This is a genomic window from Pseudomonas sp. TREG-RG-20F-10-E-6-01 (assembly GCF_022662455.1).
In the GTDB taxonomy this organism is placed as follows: Bacteria; Pseudomonadota; Gammaproteobacteria; order Pseudomonadales; family Pseudomonadaceae; genus Aquipseudomonas.
In genome coordinates this window covers 824,905-846,229 of sequence record NZ_JAKNQP010000002.1, presented here as the reverse complement: position 1 = coordinate 846,229, position 21,325 = coordinate 824,905, and the positions used below count along the sequence as shown (strand labels likewise).

Here is a 21,325-nt window from a genome sequence, read left to right as displayed (position 1 = left end):
TTCCCTCACTCCGGCTTGAATCCGTGGGCCGCCGCGACGGGCCATCCATGGCCCAACACGGCTAACCCGGCGTCCTGCCGGGTTACCCACGGATTCAAGCCTGCGTTCGGCCAGCGTGGTTGACGGGGCCTGTCAGATCAAAAGCAAGATCAAGAGCACGGCGGCCTAGTAGCCGACCTGAGTGGTAGAAGCAAAAGCAGATCAAAAGCAGATCAACAAACCTCTATCTGATGTACTGAGCTCCAAATGTGGGAGCGGGCTTGCCCGCGAATGCGGTGTGTCAGTCAGCTCATGTGTCACTGGCACACCGCCTTCGCGAGCAAGCCCGCTCCCACAATTTCACTGAGTTCAACCGCCAGCACCGCACTGCTTTTGCTTTTCTGTGGGAGCTGGCTTGCCTGCGATGCAGACGCCTCGGTGTATCAGGCATAACCAGTTGATGCCATCGCAGGCAAGCCAGCTCCCACATTTGATTGAGTTCAGCTTCAAGGATCAGGTCGGCTGTCAGGCCGCCTCGGCTTTGCTTTTGATCTAACCACTCAGGTCGGCTACTAGGCCGCCGTGCTTTGCTTTTGATTTTGATCTTAGGCGCCCCGTTAAACCACGCTGGCCGAACGCAGGTTTTGGAGCGTGGGTAAACCGGCAGGACGCCGGTTTAGCCGTGTTGGGCCATGGATGGCCCATCGCGGCGGCCCACGCTCCAAAGCCTGCGTGAGGGCACACCGAAGCGTGAGCGAGGTGCCGAGTGGTGGGGCAAGAGCCTTTTGGTTACTTTTGGGCTCTTTTCAAAAGTGACCCGCCGTAAGGGCGGAACCCAAAGCGGCCATCACCCAAATAACGGATATACCCCCACCCCAAAAGCCCAACCCCCATACCACTCAGAGGCTGTAATAATACCCGCGACTACGCAACGCCATGATCCGTGGCCGGCCATCCGGGTGTGGGCCGATCTTTTTACGCAAGTTGCTCACGTGCATATCCAGGCTGCGATCGTAGAGGGTCAACTTACGCCCCAGCGCGATCTGCGCCAGCTCCTGCTTATCCAGCGGCTCACCCGGCTGGCGCAGCAAGGCTTCAAGCAGGCGACTCTCAGAGACAGTGAGGGCAAACTCCTGCTCATCGATTGTCACCACCCCACGCACCGGGCTGAAGCACAGGTCGCCCAACTCCAGCTGAGTAGACACCGCCGCCGGATGACTGCGGCGCAATACGGCGCGCAAGCGGGCAGTCAGTTCGCGCGGGTCGCAGGGCTTGGCCAGGTAATCGTCGGCGCCCAGCTCCAGGCCGAGGATGCGATCCAGCGGCTCGCCCCGTGCCGAAAGCATCAGCACCGGCAATTCCGGATGGTCGTTGCGCAATTGCTTGAGCAGCTCCAGGCCGCTGCCGTCGGGCAGCATCACATCGAGCACCACCGCCGCAGGGGCGCTGTCGGCCAAGGCTTTACGCGCGCTCAAGCCGTCGTGGCAGGCACGCACCTGGAAACCTTCCTGGCTCAGCCAACTGGTCAGCAGCTCACAGAGCTCCTGGTCATCATCTATCAGTAACAGCTCGCTCATGACTCACTCAATTTAGCCATTGTCGACGGCGACGGTGCCCACCGCTGGCGAAGATCCCGCACAGCAGGGCGATCAGTGCGACGGCCCCGCCGGTGACAAACCACTGTTGTTGCTCGGTCAGCCAGCGGGTCAAGGCGCCGCCTTGTGATTCTTTGAGTTGCTGGGCCAGGCGTTGGTTCTCTTGGCGCAAGCGATTCAGTTGGGCACTTTCGCGGGCAGTGTCTGCGCTTTGCAGTTGCTTGCTCAGTTCTTCACGCAGCCGTTCGCTTTCTTTCAAACGTTGCTGCAACTCGGTGATCTGGCTGGCGGCACTCACGGACAGGGGCGTGGAACTGCCGGTGTTCGAGGTTTCTTCAGCGTGGGCCGTAGCCCCGATCGTTAACACTGCCAACAGACACAACTGAGGTAAGCGCATCGGAACTCCTGATTCCACACGAATATTCAGAACGTTGTCGGCAGGTTACCGAGAATAATGAGCCATTAGGAGCGCGCCGAACCGATTAGGTTCGGCCCAGCTTTATTAAACAAAGCGGGTTCAAGGCAGGACTTGCTTGAACGGCTTGATCACCACATCGGCGTAGACGCCTGCTGCTACATACGGGTCGGCCTTGGCCCAGGCTTGGGCGTCGGCCAACGAGGCGAACTCGGCGACGATCAGGCTGCCGGTGAAGCCGGCGTCGCCCGGGTCGTTGCTGTCCACTGCCGGGTGTGGGCCGGCCAGCACGATGCGGCCTTCGGCTTGCAGCTGTTTCAGGCGTTCGACGTGGGCCGGGCGCACGGACAGGCGTTTTTCCAGCGAGTTGGCGACGTCGGTAGCAATGATGGCGTAGAGCATGTCAGTCCTCGGTTTTCGGCGTGGTAGGGGCGGTGTCATGCAGGTGGCGCGACAGGTAGATACCCTGGCCGATCAGGAACAATACGGTCATGCCCAGGCTGCCGAAGACCTTGAAGTCGACCCAGTAGGCCTGGAAGGTAAAGGCCACGAACAGGTTGGCGGCGCCGCAGAACAGGAAAAACACGATCCAGGCCACGTTCAAGCGTGTCCACACCGGGTCCGGCAGGGTCAGTGCATGGCCCATGATGCGCTTGATCAGCAGGCGATCACCGATGAAGTGGCTGCCGATAAAGACCAGGGCGAACAGCCAGTTCACCACGGGGGCTTTCCATTTAAGGAAGGTTTCGCTGTGAAAGGCCAGGGTCAGGCCACCGAATACCAGGCAGGCAATCAGGGTCAGCCATTGGCTTTTTTCCAGCTTGCGCTGGGAGATGAAGATGGCGCCGTAGACCACGATCGAGCTGATGATCAGCACGGCGGTGGCGCTGTAGATGCCCCCGAATGTCAGCTCGTGACCGGCGATATCAATGACCCTGGGGTCGAGTTTGGTAACGATGAAAAACAGCAACAGCGGGATGAAGTCGATGAATTGTTTCACAGTAAGAGCCAGAAGCTGGATGTGGCGGCATAATAACAAACATCCTTGGTTGCGATAGCGCCAGCTGACTTGAGGTTACACACCCCCGTGAATGTTGATTTGCACTGCCACAGCACGGCCTCCGACGGCGCCCTGGCGCCCGCGGTACTGGTTGCGCGTGCGTTTGAAAAAGGCGTGCGAGTCCTGTCTTTGACCGACCACGACACCCTCGAAGGCCTCGACGAAGCCCGTACGACCGCGCATGCGCTGGGCATGCAACTGGTCAACGGCGTGGAATTGTCCTGCACCTGGGGCGGCGCCACCATTCATGTGCTCGGTTACGGTTTTGATCAGAACGCCGCGCCGTTGGTCGAGGCCATTGCCCAATTGCACGATGGCCGCTGGCTGCGGTCCGAAGAAATAAGCCGCAAGCTCAGCCTTAAAGGCATGCCCAACGGCCTGGAAGGCGCCCGCGCCATCCAGCAGGAACTGGGCGACAGCGGCAACGCACCGGCCCGTCCGCACTTTGCCGACTGGATGGTGCGTGAAGGTTTTGTAAAGGATCGCGCCGAGGCGTTCCGCAAATGGCTGGGCGCCGGCAAGTTGGGTGACGTCAAGCAACACTGGCCGACCCTGGAAGACACCGTCGGCACGCTGCGGGCCGCTGGGGCCTGGGTCAGCCTGGCGCATCCGTGGCATTACGATTTCACCCGCAGCAAGCGCCGCAAGCTGATTGCCGACTATATTGGAGCGGGCGGCCACGCTATCGAAGTGGTTAACGGGCACCAACCCGCCGATCAGGTGGGCAGCCTGGCGATACTTGCTCGCGAATTTGGTCTGCTGGTCAGCGCCGGCAGTGACTTTCATGGCCCAGGCGGCTGGTCCGAGATTGGCGAGTATCGCCAAGTACCGGAAGATCTGCCGCTGTTGTGGGGGCGATTCAAGCATGACCCCATTATTGCCACCGTCTGAACAGGTAGAACACGTGAGTCAATTCTTCCAGATTCATCCGGAAAACCCTCAAGCGCGCCTGATTAAACAGGCCGTGGAGATCATCCGCGCCGGCGGCGTGGTGATCTACCCAACCGACTCGTCCTACGCCATTGGTTGCCAGATCGGCGACAAGAACGCGGTTGAACGGGTCAGACGCCTGCGTGACCTGGACAAGAATCACAACTTCGCACTGATTTGCAGCGACCTGTCCCAGCTTGGGCTGTTTGCGAAGGTCGACACGGGCACCTTCCGCCTTCTTAAGGCCCACACGCCTGGGCCCTACACCTTTATCCTCAACGCCACCCGCGAAGTGCCGCGCCTGTTGCTGCACCCGAAAAAGCGCACCATCGGCCTGCGTGTGCCGGAGCACCCGATTGCCCTGGCGTTGCTGGCTGAGCTGGGCGAGCCGCTGATGAGTGTGTCGTTGATCCTGCCCGGTGAAGAAGAGCCGCTGTACGACCCTTACGAAATGCGGCGCCTGCTGGAAAAACACGTCGACTTGATCATCGACGGCGGCTACGGCGGCAACAAGGCCTCCACCGTGATCAACCTGGCCGACGGCGAGCCGGAAGTGGTGCGTGTGGGTTGCGGCGATCCGACGCCGTTCATGGTCGAGGCCTGAATGTCGGTCGTCGAAACCGTCGACAGCCAGGCCGGCGCCCAGCAGGAACTGCCCTTTGCCATGGTCTATGGCCAGGCGGTCCTGGAAATGCCGCTGGACCTGTACATCCCGCCGGACGCCCTGGAAGTGTTCCTTGAAGCCTTCGAAGGCCCGCTGGACCTGCTGCTGTACCTGATCCGCAAGCAAAACATCAATATCCTCGACATCCCGGTGGCGGAAATCACCCGCCAGTACATGGGGTATGTCGAGCTGATGCAGACCGTGCGCCTGGAGCTGGCCGCCGAGTACCTGGTGATGGCCGCGATGCTCGCCGAGATCAAATCGCGCATGCTGTTGCCGCGCTCGGAGACCATCGAAGCCGAAGAGGATGACCCGCGCGCCGAACTGATCCGCCGCCTGCAAGAGTACGAACGTTTCAAGGCCGCCGCCGAAGGCATCGACAACCTGAGCCGTGTGGGCCGCGATGTGGTGGTGCCCAAGCTCGACGCCCCGGAAGCCCGGGCGCGCAAGCTGTTGCCGGATGTGAGCCTGGAAGAATTGCTGATGTCCATGGCCGAAGTGCTGCGCCGGGGCGACATGTTTGAAAGCCACCAGGTCAGTCGCGAGGCACTTTCGACCCGTGAGCGTATGAGCGATGTGCTCGAACGCCTCAAGGGCGGCGGGTTTGTACCCTTTGTCGAGTTGTTTACCAAAGAAGAAGGGCGCCTGGGGGTGGTGGTGACCTTTATGGCAATCCTTGAGCTGGTCAAGGAGTCCTTGGTCGAGCTGGTCCAGAATGAGCCTTTTGCGGCTATCCACGTGCGGGCGCGAGCCGAATAACGAGCTGAATCGATGAATTTGACTGAACCCCGCGAACTGGCGCCGCTGCTGGAAGCCTTTCTTCTGGCCTCGGGTAAACCGCAATCCCTTGAGCGCCTGTTCGAGCTCTTTGAAGAGGCCGAGCGCCCTGAGCCACCGGTGTTCAAGAAGGCATTGGAGATCCTGCGCAAGTCCTGCGATGGCCGCGCCTTTGAGCTGCGCGAAGTGGCGTCGGGTTATCGCCTGCAGATCCGTGAGAAGTTTTCCCCGTGGGTCGGCCGTCTGTGGGAAGAGCGCCCGCAGCGTTATTCGCGAGCGATGCTTGAGACCATGGCGCTGATCGCCTATCGCCAGCCGATCACCCGGGGTGAAATCGAAGACGTGCGCGGTGTGGCGGTCAACAGCCATATCGTCAAGACATTGCTTGAGCGCGAGTGGATCCGCATCGTCGGCTACCGCGACGTGCCCGGCAAACCGGCGATGTTTGCCACCACCAAGGTGTTCCTCGACCACTTCAACCTGAAAAACCTGGATGACCTGCCGCCGCTCGCCGAACTGCGCGAGATGGAGGCCGAGCCGGTATTGGATTTCGACGACGCACCAGTTCCCGCCAGCCTGCAGGAACTCGCCGACGCCACGGCCGAGCCGGAAGAGCCGAAGGACGAGACCAGTTTCCATACCTTGTTGCTCGAATTGGACGACATGGAACAGGGGATCAAGACCGATTTCGACGACTTGCTGCGTGACGGCGCGAGTGAACCGCAAACCCAGGTGAACGGTGAAACCGCGCCCGAGGTCGAAGAAGTTGAACCGGAACCGGAAGCCGAGTCAGAACCGGAGCCCGAGGAAGACATTCTTGGCGTGGCTGAAGCCCGCGAGAAACTCCTGGCCGCCGTCGCCGCCCTCGAACAACCGCCGTTGAGCGACGAGGAAGACGAAGCCCGGGCCCTGGCCGAGGCCATCGAAAACGAACGCCGCCAACTCGAAGACTGACGCAATTGGATGTGGGAGGGGGCTTGCCCCCGATAGCAGTGCCCCAGTGACAAAAATGTAGGCTGACACCCTGCATCGGGGGCAAACCCCCTCCCACATTGGATCTGCATTGTCTGGGTTGTCTGGGAGAAAACATGAGCTCCAGCAAAGACCCGTGCATCAGCATCTGCAAATTCAGCGACGATATCTGCGTCGGCTGTGGCCGCAGCAAGCGCGAAATCCGCGCCTGGAAGAAACTCGACAAGGTCGACAAACGCGCAGTGCTGGCCGAAGCCGAGCTGCGCCTGTTGGCCCTGGGCGCCACCGGTCGGCGGAAAAGCAAATGACTGCGGCTTAATCGACTAGTCTGTGATGCGTAACGCGCGCCATGCGCGTATGATTCGCGACCCTTTGGCGACGTATTCGCCCAAAGCCCCGCTTTCAACACTCTTCAGGCCACGCCTGAATCGACCCACCGGGAGGTGCTTAAGATGAACGACCAAGACCAGAACGACAGCCAGGAAATCGGCCCAGCAGGCGAAAAACTGCAAAAGGTGCTGGCGCGTATCGGCGTGGGCTCGCGCCGCGACGTCGAAGCCTGGATCACCCAGAAGCGCATCAAGGTCAACGGCGTTGAAGCCACCCTTGGCCAGCGTGTCGACCTGCACGATGCAATCACCATTGATGGCAAGGTCATCAAGCGTGAAGAGGCCGCCGAATCGGTGCGCCGCGTCATCATGTACAACAAGCCCGACGGCGAGATCTGCACCCGTGACGACCCGGAAGGCCGTCCGACCGTGTTCGACAAGATGCCCAAACCTAAAGAAGGCCGCTGGATCAACATCGGCCGTCTGGACATCAACACCACCGGTTTGCTGATGTTCACCACCGACGGCGAGCTGGCCAACCGCCTGATGCACCCGTCCTACGAAATGGACCGTGAATACGCCGTGCGTGTACGCGGTGAAGTCGATGACGAGATGATCGAGCGCTTGAAAGCGGGCGTCGTCCTTGAAGACGGCCCGGCCAAGTTCACCGACATCAAGCAGGCGCCAGGCGGCGAAGGTTTCAACCATTGGTACCACTGCGTGGTGATGGAAGGCCGTAACCGTGAAGTGCGTCGCCTGTGGGAATCCCAGGGCCTGGTGGTCAGCCGCCTGAAACGCGTGCGTTTCGGCCCGGTGTTCTTGAACTCCGACCTGCCGATGGGCCGCTGGCGCGAAATGAGCCAGTACGAGGTCGATATCCTCAGCGCTGAAGTTGGCCTGACGCCGGTTGCCATGCCGCAGATGAACGCCAAGAGCAAAGACAAGCTTGAGCGTATGCAGCGTAAATCGTCGCGTCCTGTGGCCCGTACCGAACGTGTTGCCCGCACCCTGCGCCCGGCGCTGAATGCACCGGCCACCGGCGGTCGCATTTCGCGTGAGCCACACATCGAAGGCGAACGTCGCCCAACCGCCCCGTCCCGCCAGGAAGGCGAACGTGGCCCTCGCACCCCGCGTCCTGCGCGTGGCGGCGAAGCACCAAGCGGCGGCCGCGGCAACCGTGGTGAAGGCCGTGGTGCTCCGGCATCCGACCGCCCAGCCGACAGCGCCAGCACCAAGCGTCCAGCCAAGCCGGCAGCGAACAAGCGTCCTGGGCCGAAACTGGTCGCGGACGAGCCGTCGGGCAAGCGCCGTGGCGCCCCGGCCGGTTCTGGCCAGCGTCCTGGTTTTGGTCGCAAGAAGCCGCAGTGATGTAAGTGCTGCACAAAAAAACGCCAACCCTCGGGTTGGCTTTTTTTTTGGGCATGAAATACGGTCAAAAATGTGGGAGCGGGCTTGCTCGCAAAAGCGGTGGATCAGTCAGTACATCGGGTGACTGACACTGCGCATTCGCGAGCAAGCCCGCTCCCACACTTGGATCTCCAGTGTTTCTGAATTTTGTGCTCAGAACGCAAACCTACCATCAAACACCGGCTTGTCATCCAGCGCCAACACCCCGCTGGCAAAGATCAAATCCAGGTGATGACTGCCTTTCTGCCCGCCGCCCAAGCCCAGGTGCAAGCCGCAATGGCGCTCCTCGAACCCGGCATTGCGCGCGTACAAATCCTTGACCCCTTCATTGGTGCCAATCCCCAGCTCTTCCACGCGACGGTTGGACGGGTTGGCATTCAAGTACTTGTTGAAATCGTCCGCCAGGCCCGGCACATCACTGGCCACGCTGCAAATGGTCGAGTTCTCGATCCACAGCTCCAGCGGTGATTGCAGTACGCCGTATTTGCGCGCAAACGGGATGGTGCTGAGGAAGGTGCCGACAAACCGCACCTGGCCGTTGATGGCCTCGCTGTGCGTGGCGATCTCGCCCGGCGCCAGGTCATGGTTGCCGACGCCATTGATATTGGTCCACTTCTTGATGCTGCTCATCGGCGCTTCCAGGCGCGAGCCGTGTTTGTCGGTAAAGCTCAGCACGTTGGCCTGGGACATGCGCCGGATCAGCGTGGCATTGAGGTCGGCGATGCGTTGCGGCTCGACGCTGAAGGTGTCGTAGAAATAGTCGCCGTAATCCTTGAACAGCAGGGATTTCTTCCAGTGCTCGGCCATCACCCCCTGCAGGGCGCGGATAAAGTCCGGGCCTTCGGCGCGTGGGTTGGGCAGGGTCGAGGAATCGTAGAGAAACAGATACAGGTCAGAGGTTTCGATGGCCTGGGCCAGGGTGTCGCTGGCGGCCAGGTCCAGGCGCTGCAGCTGGAAATTGAATCGGGCGGCGCTGCCGTGAGTGATTGCCTGGGCAATGGCGTCGTAGCGCTCGGTGTGGCCCAGCAGCACGGTGGGGCGGCTCAGGCCGTTGAGGGCCGGGTGATGCGCAAGGTAGTAGAGAAAATGTTCGACGGCGCGGGCCTTGTCCATGACGTGTGTCCTTCTGTGCCTGGGGTAAGGGGGCAGGTGCCGTGCACAACACCTGCCGGTTGCCTGCCGGGTGTTAGAAAGGCCACATCGCGGTGCCAAAAGGCACAACGGCATCAGCTTGCATCATTTCAACGGCGGCCTCATGGGTCGGCGCTTCAAACCAATCGTCGAGTTGCAGTTCGGTTTCCAGGTCTTTTTCCAGTGCTTGCATGGTGTATCTCCTAGAGGACGTTGTTTGAGAACGGCTTGCCAACGGGCTTCGCTGGCAAGTGAAAGAACCTAGGAGAGTGTGTTTCAGAATGCAAAATATTTATTGACACGGTCTCATTTGGATTTTTTCTTCTGTTTTTTCGCGGTGGTTTTTTATTGAGAAAAAACAACGGACTGGCGAAGCTAATTTGTAGGATTTTTCATACTGACATTTTTCCGTTTTCTGACGGATCAAGCGCGCCTGTAACGCTTATTTTCCGGGCTGTAACGATTAATTTACGCTAAAAGCGCGCTGTCATTGAGCGACCCGGCGCTGTAAGGAATGCCTGACAGATTGTCACAGGCGCTCCCCAGTGGCGGCCCGAAGCTGTCGAGCGGTGTACAATGCGCCGCGTTTTACTGTGACTCCCTTGCGTACCTACGCAAAAGGCCAAGACCTCAGGGTTTATCCACCCTGATCACTCCGCCTGGCCACGAGCCGGACGGGTTCGATTTCGTCACAGATAAAAACAAACAGGTGACGCATGACCGTTAGAAAGACGCTGTACTCCTGGTGCCTGCGCTGGGGTTTGAGCGGCGCTGCTTGAGTCGAGATTCAAGGCAGCAACGTGCATTCAACATCATCAAACCTTGCGTGAGACCCTTTTCATGAGTGGACCCCATTCCTCATCAGGCGAGCTGAAACGCGGCCTGAAAAATCGGCATATCCAGTTGATCGCCCTCGGTGGCGCCATCGGCACCGGCCTGTTCCTGGGCTCGGCCGGGGTGCTTAAATCAGCCGGGCCGTCGATGATCCTAGGCTATGCCATCTGCGGCTTCATCGCCTTCATGATCATGCGCCAGCTCGGCGAAATGATCGTCGAAGAGCCGGTCGCCGGTTCCTTCAGCCACTTTGCCCATAAGTACTGGGGCGGTTTTGCCGGCTTCCTGTCGGGCTGGAACTGCTGGATTCTGTACATTCTGGTGGGCATGTCGGAGCTGACGGCGGTCGGCAAATACGTGCACTACTGGTGGCCGGAGATCCCGACCTGGGTCTCGGCGGCAGCGTTCTTCGTGCTGATCAATATGATCAACCTGGCCAACGTCAAAGTCTTCGGTGAGGCCGAGTTCTGGTTTGCCATCATCAAGGTGGTGGCCATCGTTGGCATGATCGCCCTGGGCAGCTACCTGCTGGTCAGCGGCAGTGGCGGGCCGCAAGCCTCGGTGAGCAACCTGTGGGACCACGGCGGTTTCTTCCCGCATGGCGTCAACGGTTTGGTGATGGCCATGGCGATCATCATGTTCTCGTTCGGCGGCCTGGAAATGCTCGGTTTTACCGCGGCCGAAGCCGACCAGCCGCGCACCGTGATCCCCAAAGCGATCAATCAGGTGATCTACCGCATTCTGATTTTCTACATCGGCGCGCTGGTGGTGCTGTTGTCGCTGACGCCGTGGGACAGCTTGCTGGCAACCCTCAACGCGTCCGGCGATGCCTACAGCGGCAGCCCGTTCGTGCAGGTGTTTTCGATGCTGGGCAGCAACACTGCCGCGCACATCCTCAACTTCGTGGTGCTGACCGCAGCGCTGTCGGTGTACAACAGCGGCACCTACTGCAACAGCCGCATGCTGCTGGGCATGGCTGAGCAGGGCGATGCGCCCAAAGCCCTGGCGAAGATCGACAAGCGTGGCGTACCGGTGCGTTCGATCCTCGCGTCGGCGGCGGTCACCCTGGTGGCGGTGCTGATGAATTACCTGATCCCGCAACACGCGCTCGAGCTGTTGATGTCGCTGGTCGTGGCCACGCTGGTGATCAACTGGGCGATGATCAGCTTCTCGCACGTGAAATTCCGCCAGCACATGGACCGCACCGGCCAGGTGCCGCTGTTCAAAGCGCTGTGGTACCCGTACGGCAACTACATTTGCCTGGCGTTCGTGGCGTTTATCCTGGTGATCATGCTGATGATTCCGGGCATTCAGGTCTCGGTGTACGCGATTCCGGTATGGGTGGCGTTCATGGGGCTGTGCTACTGGATCAAGAACAAGCGCAGCGCTGAAGCGGCGTTGACCACGGCGAGTGCGGCGTTGAAGTAAGTCGTCTTGCCTCAACAGAAAACCCGGCGCCTTGCCGGGTTTTTTGTCGGCGCCGACAGGGTAGACTCGCGCCTTCTTTTTTATCGACCCTTGCCCGGAGGCTTCATGCAGCACATCGATATCGACGGCGGCAGCTTGCAGCGCGATGAGGTGCAAGACCTGATCGACCAGCACCGCGGGCCGTTGCGCTTGATCGGCGTCGATTTGAGCGGGGCAGACCTGTCGCGGAGGGTGCTGGAGCATTGGGAGTTCGAGCGCTGCACACTGGCGCAAACGTCCTTTCTCGGTGCGCGCCTGGAAGGCACGCAATGGAAAAGTTGCCGGGCCGGGCACGCCGTATTCGAGGCGGCCAACCTGCTCGAGGCGCAATTCATCAGCTGCGACCTGAACAACACCCGTTGGCAGCGCAGCAAGTTGTCCCAAGCCCATTTCACGCAGTGCAAACTGACGGGCGCCAACTTCACCCATTGCGCGTCCCTGGGCCTGAGCTTCAGCGAGACCTTGCTCAACAGTGCGTTCTTGTCCGGCCTGTCGTTTGCCCGAACCGTGCTCAATAATCTGGATTTTTCCGACAGCGACTTGTCGGATGCAGACTTTCGCAAGGCCGAACTGATCGACTGCAGCCTCGCCCACGCCCGCATCAACGGTGCCAATTTTGCCGGCGCTGACTTGCGGGGCGCGGATTTGAGCGGCTTTCGCCTCAATGATGCCAAACTGTTCAAAGGCGCCGTGATTTCCAAAGCCCAGGCGTCGATGTTGTTATCCGAGTTGGGCTTGTCCGTTGCCTAAGGTTTTTGAGTGATGCTGGTAATTTCCAACAACGTGCACCTGCCCGATGCCGAGATCGAGCTGACCGCCATTCGCGCCCAAGGCGCCGGTGGGCAGAACGTCAACAAGGTATCGAGCGCGGTGCACCTGCGGTTTGATATTCCGGCGTCGTCGTTGCCGGACTTTTACAAGGAACGGCTGCTGGCGCTGCGCGACAGCCGTATCACCAGTGAAGGCGTGCTGGTGCTCAAGGCCCAGCAATACCGGACCCAGGAACAGAATCGCGCGGATGCGCTGGAGCGCCTGGTGGAGTTGATCCTCAGCGCCACCAAGGTCGAGAAGAAGCGCCGCCCGACCAAGCCCACCCTGGGCTCGAAAAAGCGCCGCCTGGAATCCAAGACCAAGCGCGGCAGCATCAAGGCCGGGCGCGGTAAGGTCGACTTTTAAGCGTCGCGCGCCTCGCGGGCCTTGGGCGCTTGCCGGTACAGGTACAGGCTCAGCAGTAAGCCACCGGCGGCGGCGAGCGCAGCGAACAGGAAGATTGAGGCAAAGCCGAACCCCGCCGCCACCGCACCTGCCAGCGGGCCGGTGATGCCCAACGACAAGTCGATAAACAGCGAGTAAGCCCCCACCGCCGAGCCCCGGCTGGAGGCCGGCACCAGGTTGACCGCCTCCACCCCCAGCGCCGGAAACACCAGGGAAAAGCCGAACCCGCTCAACGCCGCACCGGCCAGGGCGAGGTGGGCGTCGGGCGCCAGCCACAGCAACAGCAACCCGAGGATTTCCACGGACAGGCAGGCAATCGCCACGCGAAAGCCGCCGATGCGGTTGATCAAATTGCCGAACAGCAGGCGCGCGCCGATGAAGCTGGCGCCGAACAGGCTCAATGCCCACACGGCGTTGTCCCAGTGCTGGGTGGTGTAATACAGGGTAATAAAGGTGGCGATGGTGCCAAAGCCGATCGAGCCCAGGGCCAACGCGCAGCCGTGGGGCAGCACGCGGCCCAGCACATTCATGAACGGCAGGCGCACACCGGCCACAATCGGCGCTGCGACCTTGTTCCAGGCCAGAAACACGCCGAGCACCGCCAGCAGAATGATGCTGACGCCCATGCTCCACAATCCGAAATGGCTGACCAGCACCACCCCAAGTGGTGCGCCGATGGCCAGTGCGCCGTAACTGGCGATGCCGTTCCATGAAATGACTTTGGCGGTGTTGGCCGCGCCGACCCGGCCAATGCCCCAGCCGATGGCGCCCGAACCCACCAGGCTTTCGGCGCTGCCGAGCACCAGTCGGCCGATGAGCAGGCTGATCAGGCTGACGGCCGGCAGGCTGGAAAACCACGCGGCCAGCAACATGAACACGCCACTCAGGCCGCAGCCCGCCAGGCCGATCAACACCGCGCGCTTGCTGCCCAGGTTGTCGATGATTTTGCCGGCATACGGGCGGCTCAGCAGCGTGGCCAGGTACTGCACGCTGATCACCAGGCCGGCAATCACCGCGCCGTAGCCCAGTTCACTGTGGACATAGCCCGGCAACACGGCCAGGGGAATGCCGATATTGAGGTAACCGATAAAGGTGAACAGCACGATGGAAACGACTTGCAGCGTGACCGCCATGGGGCGCTGGGTATCTGGCATGGGAGAGGTCCACTGTCGCAGCAGGTAAAGATAGGCTGCTAATGATACCGGCGCTTACGCCTCGCGGGGCGGCAAAACGTAAAAACTTCAGATTACCGACAGATCAGGGTTTGGCCGGTGCCAGCATTTGCGTGGTCACCAGGGCGGCCAGGGCGTTTTCCTGGGTGCCGAAGCGCTTGAGCAGGAGCGCCTGTTTTTCAGGGCTGAGGCGGTTCCACACGTCGATCATTTGCAGGGCTGCGTCGAGTACAGCGGCGTCGGGGGTGTCGGGGAGGGTATCAGTCATGGCGGGCATCTCGGGGTGATTCAGGCAGTGTGGAAAGCGCTCAAAGGTGCGCTTTCCACACGGTCTGGTACGGCGTCAGTCCTGGCTTTTGCTGTCGACTGGTTGTGCTTCTTTGGTCTCAGGCCGGTTGTCGCTGGCCTGCTGCGGTGTTGGCTGCTCTGTTGGGTGCAGGCTTGGGAAGGGGAGATTAGGTATCTCGTGCATCGTCGTCGCTCCTCGCAAGGTCTGTTTTATCAATCGCAGTGTGATTGCGCGCTCTCAAAAAGCCTTGGCAGGATACAGCACTGAAAATGACAAAAAGAATTTTATGTCGACGTATGTACGAATTTTCATTGTTTAGGCAAGTGACAAGAGGTCACACTTTCAAGGACGCCCCCTTAAAAGGCGCCCTGTTCAAAAAAGCGTCCTGTTTAAAAAGGGACCTTGCCCAAGATCATGTCGCGGTACATCACAAAGTCGCCCAAGAGGCTGTAGAGCGGATGTTGAAACGTCGCCGGGCGGTTCTTTTCGAAGAAGAAGTGGCCGATCCAGGCGAAGCTGTAACCGGCGATGGGCAAAGCCAGCAGCAGCCCCACCGAACCTTTGCCGATGGCGTACGCCAGGATGCCAATCACCAACGTGGTGCCGATGAAGTGCAAACGCCGGCATGTGCTATTGCCGTGTTCACTCAGGTAGTAAGGATAGAACTCGGCGAAGCTATTGAATTGTTTGACGTTTTCCACGTTGGCCGGCCCTTGGGTGGTTGTACCGCCTAACAGATGTTCGGCGGGGAGCTTATTTGAGTCTAGAGTGATCAGTGGTAACAGCCAGTGACAATAGATGCCACTTTAGTATCCTTGGCTTCCTGGCTGCCGTTAAGCCTGCTTTTTTAAGAAGACGCCATGAGCGAACGAACAACTTCTGCAAGCTGGGCGATGGGGATAGTCAAGGCGTTGGAAATGGACGGCCTGGACTGCCGTGTGCTGTTCAAGCAATTGGGCCTGGACTACGCCGCCCTCAGTGACCCTGACGCGCGTTTTCCTCAGGACTCGATGACGCGGCTTTGGCAACGGGCAGTTGAGCTGTCGGGCAACCCGGCGATCGGCCTGAACATGGGCAAGGTTGTTCGCCCGGCGTCGTTTCATGTGGCCGGTTATGCGCTGATGTCCAGCAACACGTTGGCCGAGGGCTTTATGCGCCTGGTGCGTTATCAGCGCATCATCGCCGAAAGCGCCGACTTGAGCTTCCGACTCTTACCTGAAGGCTACGCGCTGATTCTGACAGTGCACGGCGACCACTTGCCACCGACCCGCCAGAGCGCCGAAGCCTCGCTGGCCAGTGCTTTGGCGTTGTGCGGCTGGCTGACCGGCCGCACCTTGCAACCGCGCAAAGTGGTGCTGCAAGGCGATCAACCGGCGGACCTGACGCCTTACAAACAAGCCTTCCATGCGCCCCTGGAATTCAATGCACCTTATGACGCGCTGATTTTTGAGCAGGCCGACATGGACGCGCCGTTGCCCACAGCGAACGAAGCCATGGCGTTGCTGCATGATCGGTTTGCCGGTGAATACCTCGCGCGTTTTTCCGAGAGCCGCGTGACCCACAAGGCGCGGCAAGTGCTGTGCCGTCTGCTGCCCCAGGGCGAACCCAAACGCGAAGTGGTCGCCCAGACCTTGCACCTGTCCCAGCGCACCTTGCAGCGGCGCTTGCAGGAGGAGGGCACCAGTTTCCAGACATTGCTCGACGACACCCGCCGCGAACTCGCCGAGCAGTACCTGGCGCAGCCCAGCATGACCCTGCTGGAGATTGCCTACCTGTTGGGGTTTGCCGACCCGAGCAATTTTTTCCGCGCGTTCCGCCGTTGGTTCGATGCCACGCCCGGCGAATACCGGGCGCGGTTGCTCGAAGCGTCGACGGTCAGTGCCGCCAAAACGCCGGAATGCACAGAACAAAGACTGTAATGATCTCCAGTCGGCCCAGCAGCATGCCGAACGACAGGATCCACTTGGCCGCATCCGGCAGGCTGGCGAAGTTACCGGCCGGGCCGATGGTTTCGCCCAGGCCCGGGCCCACGCCGGAAACGGTGCTGGCCGCGCCGGTCAATGCGGTCATCCAGTCCAGCCCCAGCAGCGACAATGCCAGGGCAATGGCGCAGATGGTGATGGCGAAGAAGAACGAAAAGGTCAGAATCGAACGCACGATCTCTTCGTCGAGGCGGTGGCCGTTGTACTTCTGCTTGATCACCGCGCGTGGGTGAATCAGCTGGTTCAGGTTGGCCTTGAGCAGGATATAGGCGACCTGGAAACGGAAGATCTTGATCCCGCCCGCCGTGGAGCCCGAGCAGCCGCCAACAAAGCCCAGGTAGAAGAACAGCATCAGTGAGAAGTTGCCCCAGATGCTGTAGTCCCCGAGTGCAAAACCGGTCGTCGTCACCACCGACGTGACGTTCACCGCCACATGACGCAGCGCATCGAACCACGGCAGGTCGGTGGTCCACCAGTACCAGGTGCCCAGTACCAGCCAGGTCACTAGCAGCAACCCGAGCAAGCCTTGCACCTGTTGATCCTTGATCAGCGCCCGACGGTTGCCGCGCAAGGTGGCGACATACAGGGTGAACGGCAAGCTGCCGAGGATCATCACCACCACGGCGACCCAGTGCACCGCCGGTTGTTTCCAGTGCGCCAGGGATTCATCAGAGGTGGAAAACCCGCCGGTGGAAATGGCCGACATCGCGTGGTTGATCGCATCAAACAGCCCCATCCCGGCCCACCAGAACGCCAGGCTGCCGAGGATAGTGATGCCCACATACGCGGCCACAATCAGGCGCGCCACCATGTGCGAGCGCGGCATGACTTTTTCAGAGCGATCCGAGGACTCGGTCTGGAACAGGCGCATGCCACCAATGCGCAGCAGTGGCAGGATCGCCACCGCCATGCCGATAAAGCCGATGCCGCCGAGCCAGTGCAGCAGCGAGCGCCACATCAGGATGCCCGGTGACATGCTGTCCAGCCCGCTCAAGACGGTGGAGCCGGTGGCGGTAATGCCCGACATGCTTTCGAAGAAGGAGTCGGTGTAGCTGATGTGCTGGGTCAGTAAAAACGGCAGCGCGGCGAACACGCAGACTACCAGCCAACTGCTGACGGTCAGCAGGTACATGTCTCGGGGGCGCAGGTGTACGTGTTCGGGGCGGCCAGGAATGACCAGCGCCAGGCCGGCGAGAAAGGTGATCAGGCTTGCCCACAGGAACGAGGGCAGGTCGCTGGTGCGTTCGAAAATCACCAGGGTGGCCATCGGGATGACCATGGCGATCGCGAGGGTGATCAGGAAGATGCCGATGATGAAACCGATGATGCGTAAGGTCGGCAACGCCATGAAGAAAGCTCGGGTGTTGGGAGAGTGGCGCCATTCTACCCGCGGTGCAGGGCTTGTAAACCGGGGCTTGGGAGCGACGTCGATCAAATGTGGGGTTTGTGGTGGTCATCGGGCTCCACTAGGCGGGCATAAAAAAGGCGACCCGAAGGTCGCCTCATTCAACGCGGCGCGGATCAGAACTCGTGATCAGCGTTATCCGGGTTCAAGTCGCTGATACCCAGCTTGCCCGCCGCGGCCTCGATCGAACCGGTCTGCTTGACCAGCGCGGCGATGGCGTCACGCACGATCTGGTTGCCCGCGTCATTACCTGCAGCGATCAGTTGGTCGTAGTGCTCGCCCTTGTTGGCGTGGTCAACCATGACCTGGATCTTCGCTTCGGTCGACGCCAGGTCAGCCTTGAGCGCGGTGTCGGCGGCCGGATCAGCTTTGGCCACCAGGGATGACAAGCTCGGCCCCGTCATCTTGGTGCCGTCAGTGCGGGTGTACTCGCCCAGGTAAACGTTACGAATACCCTTGGCGTCGTAGAAATGCGAGTTGTGGGTGTTGTCGCTGAAGCAGTCTTGCTCGTCTTCCGGCGAGTTGGCTTCCAGGGACACCTTCATGCGCTCACCGGCCAGCTCGCCGAGGGACAGACTGCCCATGCCGAACAACATTTTGCGCAGGCCGTCGGTGGCCGGTTCGGCCTCCAGGGTGGCGCGGTAGTTGTCTTCGACGTTGGGTTTCCAGTTGCCGACCATTTCTTCCAGGTCGCTGACCAGCAGCTGAGTCACCGCGCGCAGGTAGGTGCGACGACGCTCGTTGTTGCCGCCGGTGGCACCGTCACCGGTCATGTAGTCCGACGCAGGGCGGTTGCCCGCGCCTGGGCCGGTGCCGTTGAGGTCCTGGCCCCACAGCAGGAATTCGATGGCGTGGTAGCCGGTGGCGACGTTGGCCTCGGAACCGCCCAGCTCATTGAGGCTGGCGAGTTTTTCCGGGGTGATTTCTTTCACGTCGACCTTGTCTTCGCCCACCTGGATCTCGGTGTTGGCGATGATGTTGGCGTTGGCGCCTGGGTTACCCAGGGCGTGCTCGTAGGATTTGTCGACGTAGTCGATCAGGCCTTCGTCCAGCGGCCAGGCGTTAACTTGGCCTTCCCAGTCGTCAATGATGGTGTTGCCGAAGCGGAACACTTCGCTCTGCAGGTACGGTACGCGCGCGGCGATCCAGGCGGTACGGGCCGCTTTGAGGGTGTCGTCGTTCGGGTTGGCGAGGAAGGTGTCGATTGCGGTTTGCAGGGTTTTTGCGGTGGATTCGGCATCGCTGTACACCGCGAACACCATGTCAGCGTAGTGCGCGACCACGGCCTTGGCGGCCGCTTCGTCGACCTGGCCTGCCGGGGTGGCAGCCGCTGGAGCGGTGGTGCTGGCAGCCGGGGTCGGCGCTTGGGGCGCGGCGGCCTTGTCTTTACCTTCGCCGCAACCGGCGAGAGAAATGGCGATGGCCAGCAGACTGGCGGTGGCCAGGGGCATACGAATCATGGCGAACATCCTGCTTCGGTTGTTGATGGGGCGCGCGGGGAGCGCAAAAACTGCGACATAATGCGAAAGATTTGCATTTTGTGTAAAGGTTTATACGAGGGAAATATTTAGTATTGTTTTCAGCGTTCAGAGAATCGCCGCGTTGTCGCGCTCGGACTGTTTCAGATACGCCGCCAACTCCCGGGCCGGCAGCGGTTTGCTGTAGTGGTAGCCCTGGCCCTCGTGGCAGCCCTCGGAAATGATGTAGGCCTCCTGCTCGGCGGTTTCTACGCCTTCGGCGATCACCTGCATGCCCAGGCTTTTGCCCAGTTGGATAATGGCGCGCACGATGGTTGCGTCGTCGTCGTCATCGAGCAGGTCCTGGACGAAGCTCTTGTCGATCTTGATCTTGTCCAGCGGCAGGCTTTTCAGGTAGCTGAGGGACGAATAGCCGGTGCCGAAGTCATCAATCGCGATCAGCGCCCCGGAACGGCGCAGGCTCAGCAAGTGCTGGGCGGCGGTGCTGATGTCTTCCATCAGGCCGGTCTCGGTCACTTCCAGTTCAAGGCTGCGCGGCGGCAGGCGGTAAATCTGCATGAGGTTGTTGACCACCCGCGGCAGCTCGGTGTGGTGCAACTGCACGGTGGACAGGTTGACCGCCATGCGCAGGGTGGTGAAGCCCAGGTCATGCCATTCGCGCAATTGCCGGCAGGCCTGGTCGAGTACCCATTCGCCAATCGGAATAATGGTGCCGTTCTGTTCGGCCAACGGGATGAACAAATCGGGCGGCACCAGGCCGTGTTCCGGATGCTGCCAGCGGATCAAGGCTTCCACGCCCACCACGCGGTGGTCGCGGTAGCTGATCTGCGGTTGGTAGACCAGGTGAAACTGGTCGCGGCTGAGGGCGTCGCGCAGGTCTTTTTCCAGCTCGCGGCGCCGGCGCATTTCACTGTCGACGCTGGCGATATAGAACTGATAGCGGTTGCGCGAGCGGCTCTTGGCCAGGGTCATGGTCTGTTCGGCTTTTTGCAGCAGCTTCTCGGTGCTGTCGCCGTCTTCCGGGAACAACGTGATGCCGATGGTCGCGCGCAGGCGAATCTGCTCATGCTCGAGGGCAAATTCGGCTTCCAGGTCATCCAGGATGCTTTGTGCCAGTTCGGCGGCTTCGTAAGGTTGGTCGATATCCGCCTGGACCAGCGCGAACTGATCGCCGCCCAGCCGGGCCAGGGCGCCGAGGCGGCCACTGTGGGCGCGCAAGCGATCGGCCAGGGCCAGCAGCAGTTTGTCACCGGCCTGATAAGTGAACTGTTCGTTGACGCTTTTGAAGTCATCCAGGCCGACGCACAACACCGCAACGCGGCGCTGTCGGCGGCCGGCGTCGATCAGGATCTTGTCCAGTTGCTCCTGCAGTTTCTGGCGATTGGGCAGGCCGGTGAGGAAGTCGTACTGGGCCATGCGCAGCAGGCTCGATTCTGCCTCGTGCCGCAGGTGAGTATTGCGTTCGATGGATTCGAGCAACTCGTTGGCGGTGTTGATCCACAGCCCCAGCTCGTTGCGTTCGTGGCCCTTGATTTGGGGGATCTTGTGTTCGCTGGGCCGGTCCGGGTTGATCGACGTCAGGTGCTCGATAATCCGTGACAACGGCTTGGTCAGCAGCCAGTGATAAACCAGGTACAACACCAGCCCCATGGCCAGCGCGCGCAGTACGCCGGAAATAAAGATGATCACCGAGCTGACCAGAAAACCTTTGCCATAGGTGGCCGTGTCCAGGGTGATGCTCAGGTCACCGTAATACTCGCTGTAGGGGCCTTTGCCGACCAATGAGGTGGTGAAGGTGCGCTCCTGGCCAAGAATCAGGTCGGTCAGCCAGCGGGTGGGCGATTGCTGTAATGCGCGGCTTTTCTCCGCGAGCATGGTTTCGTTGGGATGGCCGATGGAGGCCATGCGCACGGCATCGTCCTGAAACAGGCCTTCGATTACCTGCATGCCCATCTCGCGGTCCAGGCTGTAGACGGCCTGTGTCGAGGGGTCGCGAAACATGTCGAGGATGCGCTGAGCATCGCCGGCCACGGCCTGGCGCGTCTTGTAGGCATCGAAAACGATCTGCGCCACGCTCAGCGCTACTCCCACGATCAATGCCGACAGCAGCACCACCCGTAGCAACTTCACCGACAAGCTGTTTTTGAGTTCCAGCTTCAAAGGGGCATTCCTTGTTCCATGCGGGTGGCCTCAATATGCCATGAGTATTGGCAATCTCGTGATG

The 21,325-nt window shown here is 60.6% G+C and carries 22 protein-coding genes; 10 read left to right on the top strand and 12 right to left on the bottom strand.

Annotated elements, in window-relative coordinates; translation table 11 throughout:
• Window positions 1–878: 878 nt before the first annotated feature.
• From L8K08_RS10420 to L8K08_RS10405, 4 genes are all read right to left on the bottom strand, one after another.
• Entirely contained in the window at window positions 879–1,556 is a 678-nt protein-coding gene (locus L8K08_RS10420; RefSeq protein ID WP_145159562.1) for a response regulator transcription factor, read from the bottom strand.
• Between the two features lie 7 nt (window positions 1,557–1,563).
• The gene (locus L8K08_RS10415) at window positions 1,564–1,971 is read right to left on the bottom strand and encodes a translation initiation factor 2 (protein ID WP_145159560.1); all 408 of its coding nucleotides are present in this window, start codon (window positions 1,969–1,971) and stop codon (window positions 1,564–1,566) included.
• Window positions 1,972–2,091: 120 nt separating this feature from the next.
• Window positions 2,092–2,391: a YciI family protein gene (locus tag L8K08_RS10410; RefSeq protein WP_015885584.1), complete on the bottom strand. Its 300-nt coding sequence runs from the start codon at window positions 2,389–2,391 to the stop codon at window positions 2,092–2,094.
• 1 nt (window position 2,392) lies between these two features.
• A complete protein-coding gene (locus L8K08_RS10405; protein ID WP_106578415.1) occupies window positions 2,393–2,989 on the bottom strand; it encodes a septation protein A in 597 nt (198 codons plus the stop codon).
• 87 nt (window positions 2,990–3,076) lie between these two features.
• On the opposite strand from L8K08_RS10405, the gene L8K08_RS10400 reads away from it, so the two are divergent.
• From L8K08_RS10400 to rluB, 6 genes are all read left to right on the top strand, one after another.
• Entirely contained in the window at window positions 3,077–3,940 is an 864-nt protein-coding gene (locus L8K08_RS10400) for a PHP domain-containing protein (RefSeq protein WP_242196373.1), read from the top strand.
• Between the two features lie 13 nt (window positions 3,941–3,953).
• Window positions 3,954–4,583, top strand: a complete 630-nt coding sequence (locus tag L8K08_RS10395) for an L-threonylcarbamoyladenylate synthase (protein ID WP_106578417.1) — start codon at window positions 3,954–3,956, stop codon at window positions 4,581–4,583.
• 120 nt (window positions 4,584–4,703) lie between these two features.
• Complete coding sequence (locus L8K08_RS10390; protein WP_242196412.1) at window positions 4,704–5,402, top strand: ScpA family protein; 699 nt, start codon at window positions 4,704–4,706, stop codon at window positions 5,400–5,402.
• Between the two features lie 12 nt (window positions 5,403–5,414).
• Entirely contained in the window at window positions 5,415–6,374 is a 960-nt protein-coding gene (gene scpB / locus L8K08_RS10385) for an SMC-Scp complex subunit ScpB (protein ID WP_242196370.1), read from the top strand.
• A gap of 134 nt (window positions 6,375–6,508) precedes the next feature.
• Window positions 6,509–6,700 (top strand): DUF1289 domain-containing protein, encoded by a 192-nt coding sequence (locus L8K08_RS10380; protein WP_242196366.1) that lies wholly within the window; start codon window positions 6,509–6,511, stop codon window positions 6,698–6,700.
• 144 nt (window positions 6,701–6,844) lie between these two features.
• Window positions 6,845–8,089: a 23S rRNA pseudouridine(2605) synthase RluB gene (gene rluB, locus L8K08_RS10375; protein ID WP_106578420.1), complete on the top strand. Its 1,245-nt coding sequence runs from the start codon at window positions 6,845–6,847 to the stop codon at window positions 8,087–8,089.
• A 192-nt stretch (window positions 8,090–8,281) separates the two neighbouring features.
• On the opposite strand, the gene L8K08_RS10370 is transcribed toward rluB, so the two are convergent.
• Together L8K08_RS10370 and L8K08_RS10365 are read right to left on the bottom strand one after the other, a co-directional pair.
• Entirely contained in the window at window positions 8,282–9,241 is a 960-nt protein-coding gene (locus tag L8K08_RS10370; RefSeq protein WP_145159546.1) for a leucyl aminopeptidase, read from the bottom strand.
• 73 nt (window positions 9,242–9,314) lie between these two features.
• Complete coding sequence (locus tag L8K08_RS10365; RefSeq protein WP_003237751.1) at window positions 9,315–9,452, bottom strand: hypothetical protein; 138 nt, start codon at window positions 9,450–9,452, stop codon at window positions 9,315–9,317.
• Window positions 9,453–10,099: 647 nt separating this feature from the next.
• Here L8K08_RS10365 and L8K08_RS10360 point away from each other — a divergent pair.
• From L8K08_RS10360 to arfB, 3 genes are all read left to right on the top strand, one after another.
• Complete coding sequence (locus L8K08_RS10360; RefSeq protein ID WP_242196363.1) at window positions 10,100–11,521, top strand: amino acid permease; 1,422 nt, start codon at window positions 10,100–10,102, stop codon at window positions 11,519–11,521.
• Between the two features lie 105 nt (window positions 11,522–11,626).
• The gene (locus L8K08_RS10355; RefSeq protein ID WP_242196360.1) at window positions 11,627–12,310 is read left to right on the top strand and encodes a pentapeptide repeat-containing protein; all 684 of its coding nucleotides are present in this window, start codon (window positions 11,627–11,629) and stop codon (window positions 12,308–12,310) included.
• Between the two features lie 12 nt (window positions 12,311–12,322).
• Entirely contained in the window at window positions 12,323–12,736 is a 414-nt protein-coding gene (gene arfB, locus L8K08_RS10350; protein WP_034109044.1) for an alternative ribosome rescue aminoacyl-tRNA hydrolase ArfB, read from the top strand.
• Here the strand turns inward: arfB and L8K08_RS10345 are convergent.
• From L8K08_RS10345 to L8K08_RS10335, 3 genes are all read right to left on the bottom strand, one after another.
• On the bottom strand, window positions 12,733–13,929 hold the full coding sequence (locus tag L8K08_RS10345) for an MFS transporter (protein ID WP_145159540.1): 1,197 nt from the start codon (window positions 13,927–13,929) through the stop codon (window positions 12,733–12,735). The genes arfB and L8K08_RS10345 overlap by 4 nt on opposite strands.
• A gap of 103 nt (window positions 13,930–14,032) precedes the next feature.
• The gene (locus L8K08_RS10340) at window positions 14,033–14,215 is read right to left on the bottom strand and encodes a hypothetical protein (RefSeq protein ID WP_242196357.1); all 183 of its coding nucleotides are present in this window, start codon (window positions 14,213–14,215) and stop codon (window positions 14,033–14,035) included.
• 410 nt (window positions 14,216–14,625) lie between these two features.
• The gene (locus L8K08_RS10335) at window positions 14,626–14,937 is read right to left on the bottom strand and encodes a DUF962 domain-containing protein (protein ID WP_124418341.1); all 312 of its coding nucleotides are present in this window, start codon (window positions 14,935–14,937) and stop codon (window positions 14,626–14,628) included.
• Between the two features lie 159 nt (window positions 14,938–15,096).
• Between L8K08_RS10335 and L8K08_RS10330 the strand changes: the two genes are divergently transcribed.
• Window positions 15,097–16,155: an AraC family transcriptional regulator gene (locus tag L8K08_RS10330; RefSeq protein WP_242196354.1), complete on the top strand. Its 1,059-nt coding sequence runs from the start codon at window positions 15,097–15,099 to the stop codon at window positions 16,153–16,155.
• Here the strand turns inward: L8K08_RS10330 and L8K08_RS10325 are convergent.
• The 3 genes from L8K08_RS10325 to L8K08_RS10315 all read right to left on the bottom strand — a co-directional run bounded on the left by L8K08_RS10325 (window position 16,112) and on the right by L8K08_RS10315 (window position 21,261).
• Window positions 16,112–17,566, bottom strand: coding sequence for a TrkH family potassium uptake protein (locus L8K08_RS10325; protein WP_106578429.1), 1,455 nt, complete (start codon window positions 17,564–17,566; stop codon window positions 16,112–16,114). The two genes, L8K08_RS10330 and L8K08_RS10325, sit on opposite strands and share 44 nt — an antisense overlap.
• 173 nt (window positions 17,567–17,739) lie before the next feature.
• Window positions 17,740–19,083, bottom strand: coding sequence for an imelysin family protein (locus L8K08_RS10320; RefSeq protein ID WP_145159538.1), 1,344 nt, complete (start codon window positions 19,081–19,083; stop codon window positions 17,740–17,742).
• A gap of 126 nt (window positions 19,084–19,209) precedes the next feature.
• Window positions 19,210–21,261 carry a GGDEF domain-containing phosphodiesterase gene (locus L8K08_RS10315; protein WP_145159537.1) on the bottom strand — a complete coding sequence of 684 codons (2,052 nt, stop codon included), beginning with the start codon at window positions 21,259–21,261 and terminating at the stop codon, window positions 19,210–19,212.
• Window positions 21,262–21,325: the final 64 nt, after the last annotated feature.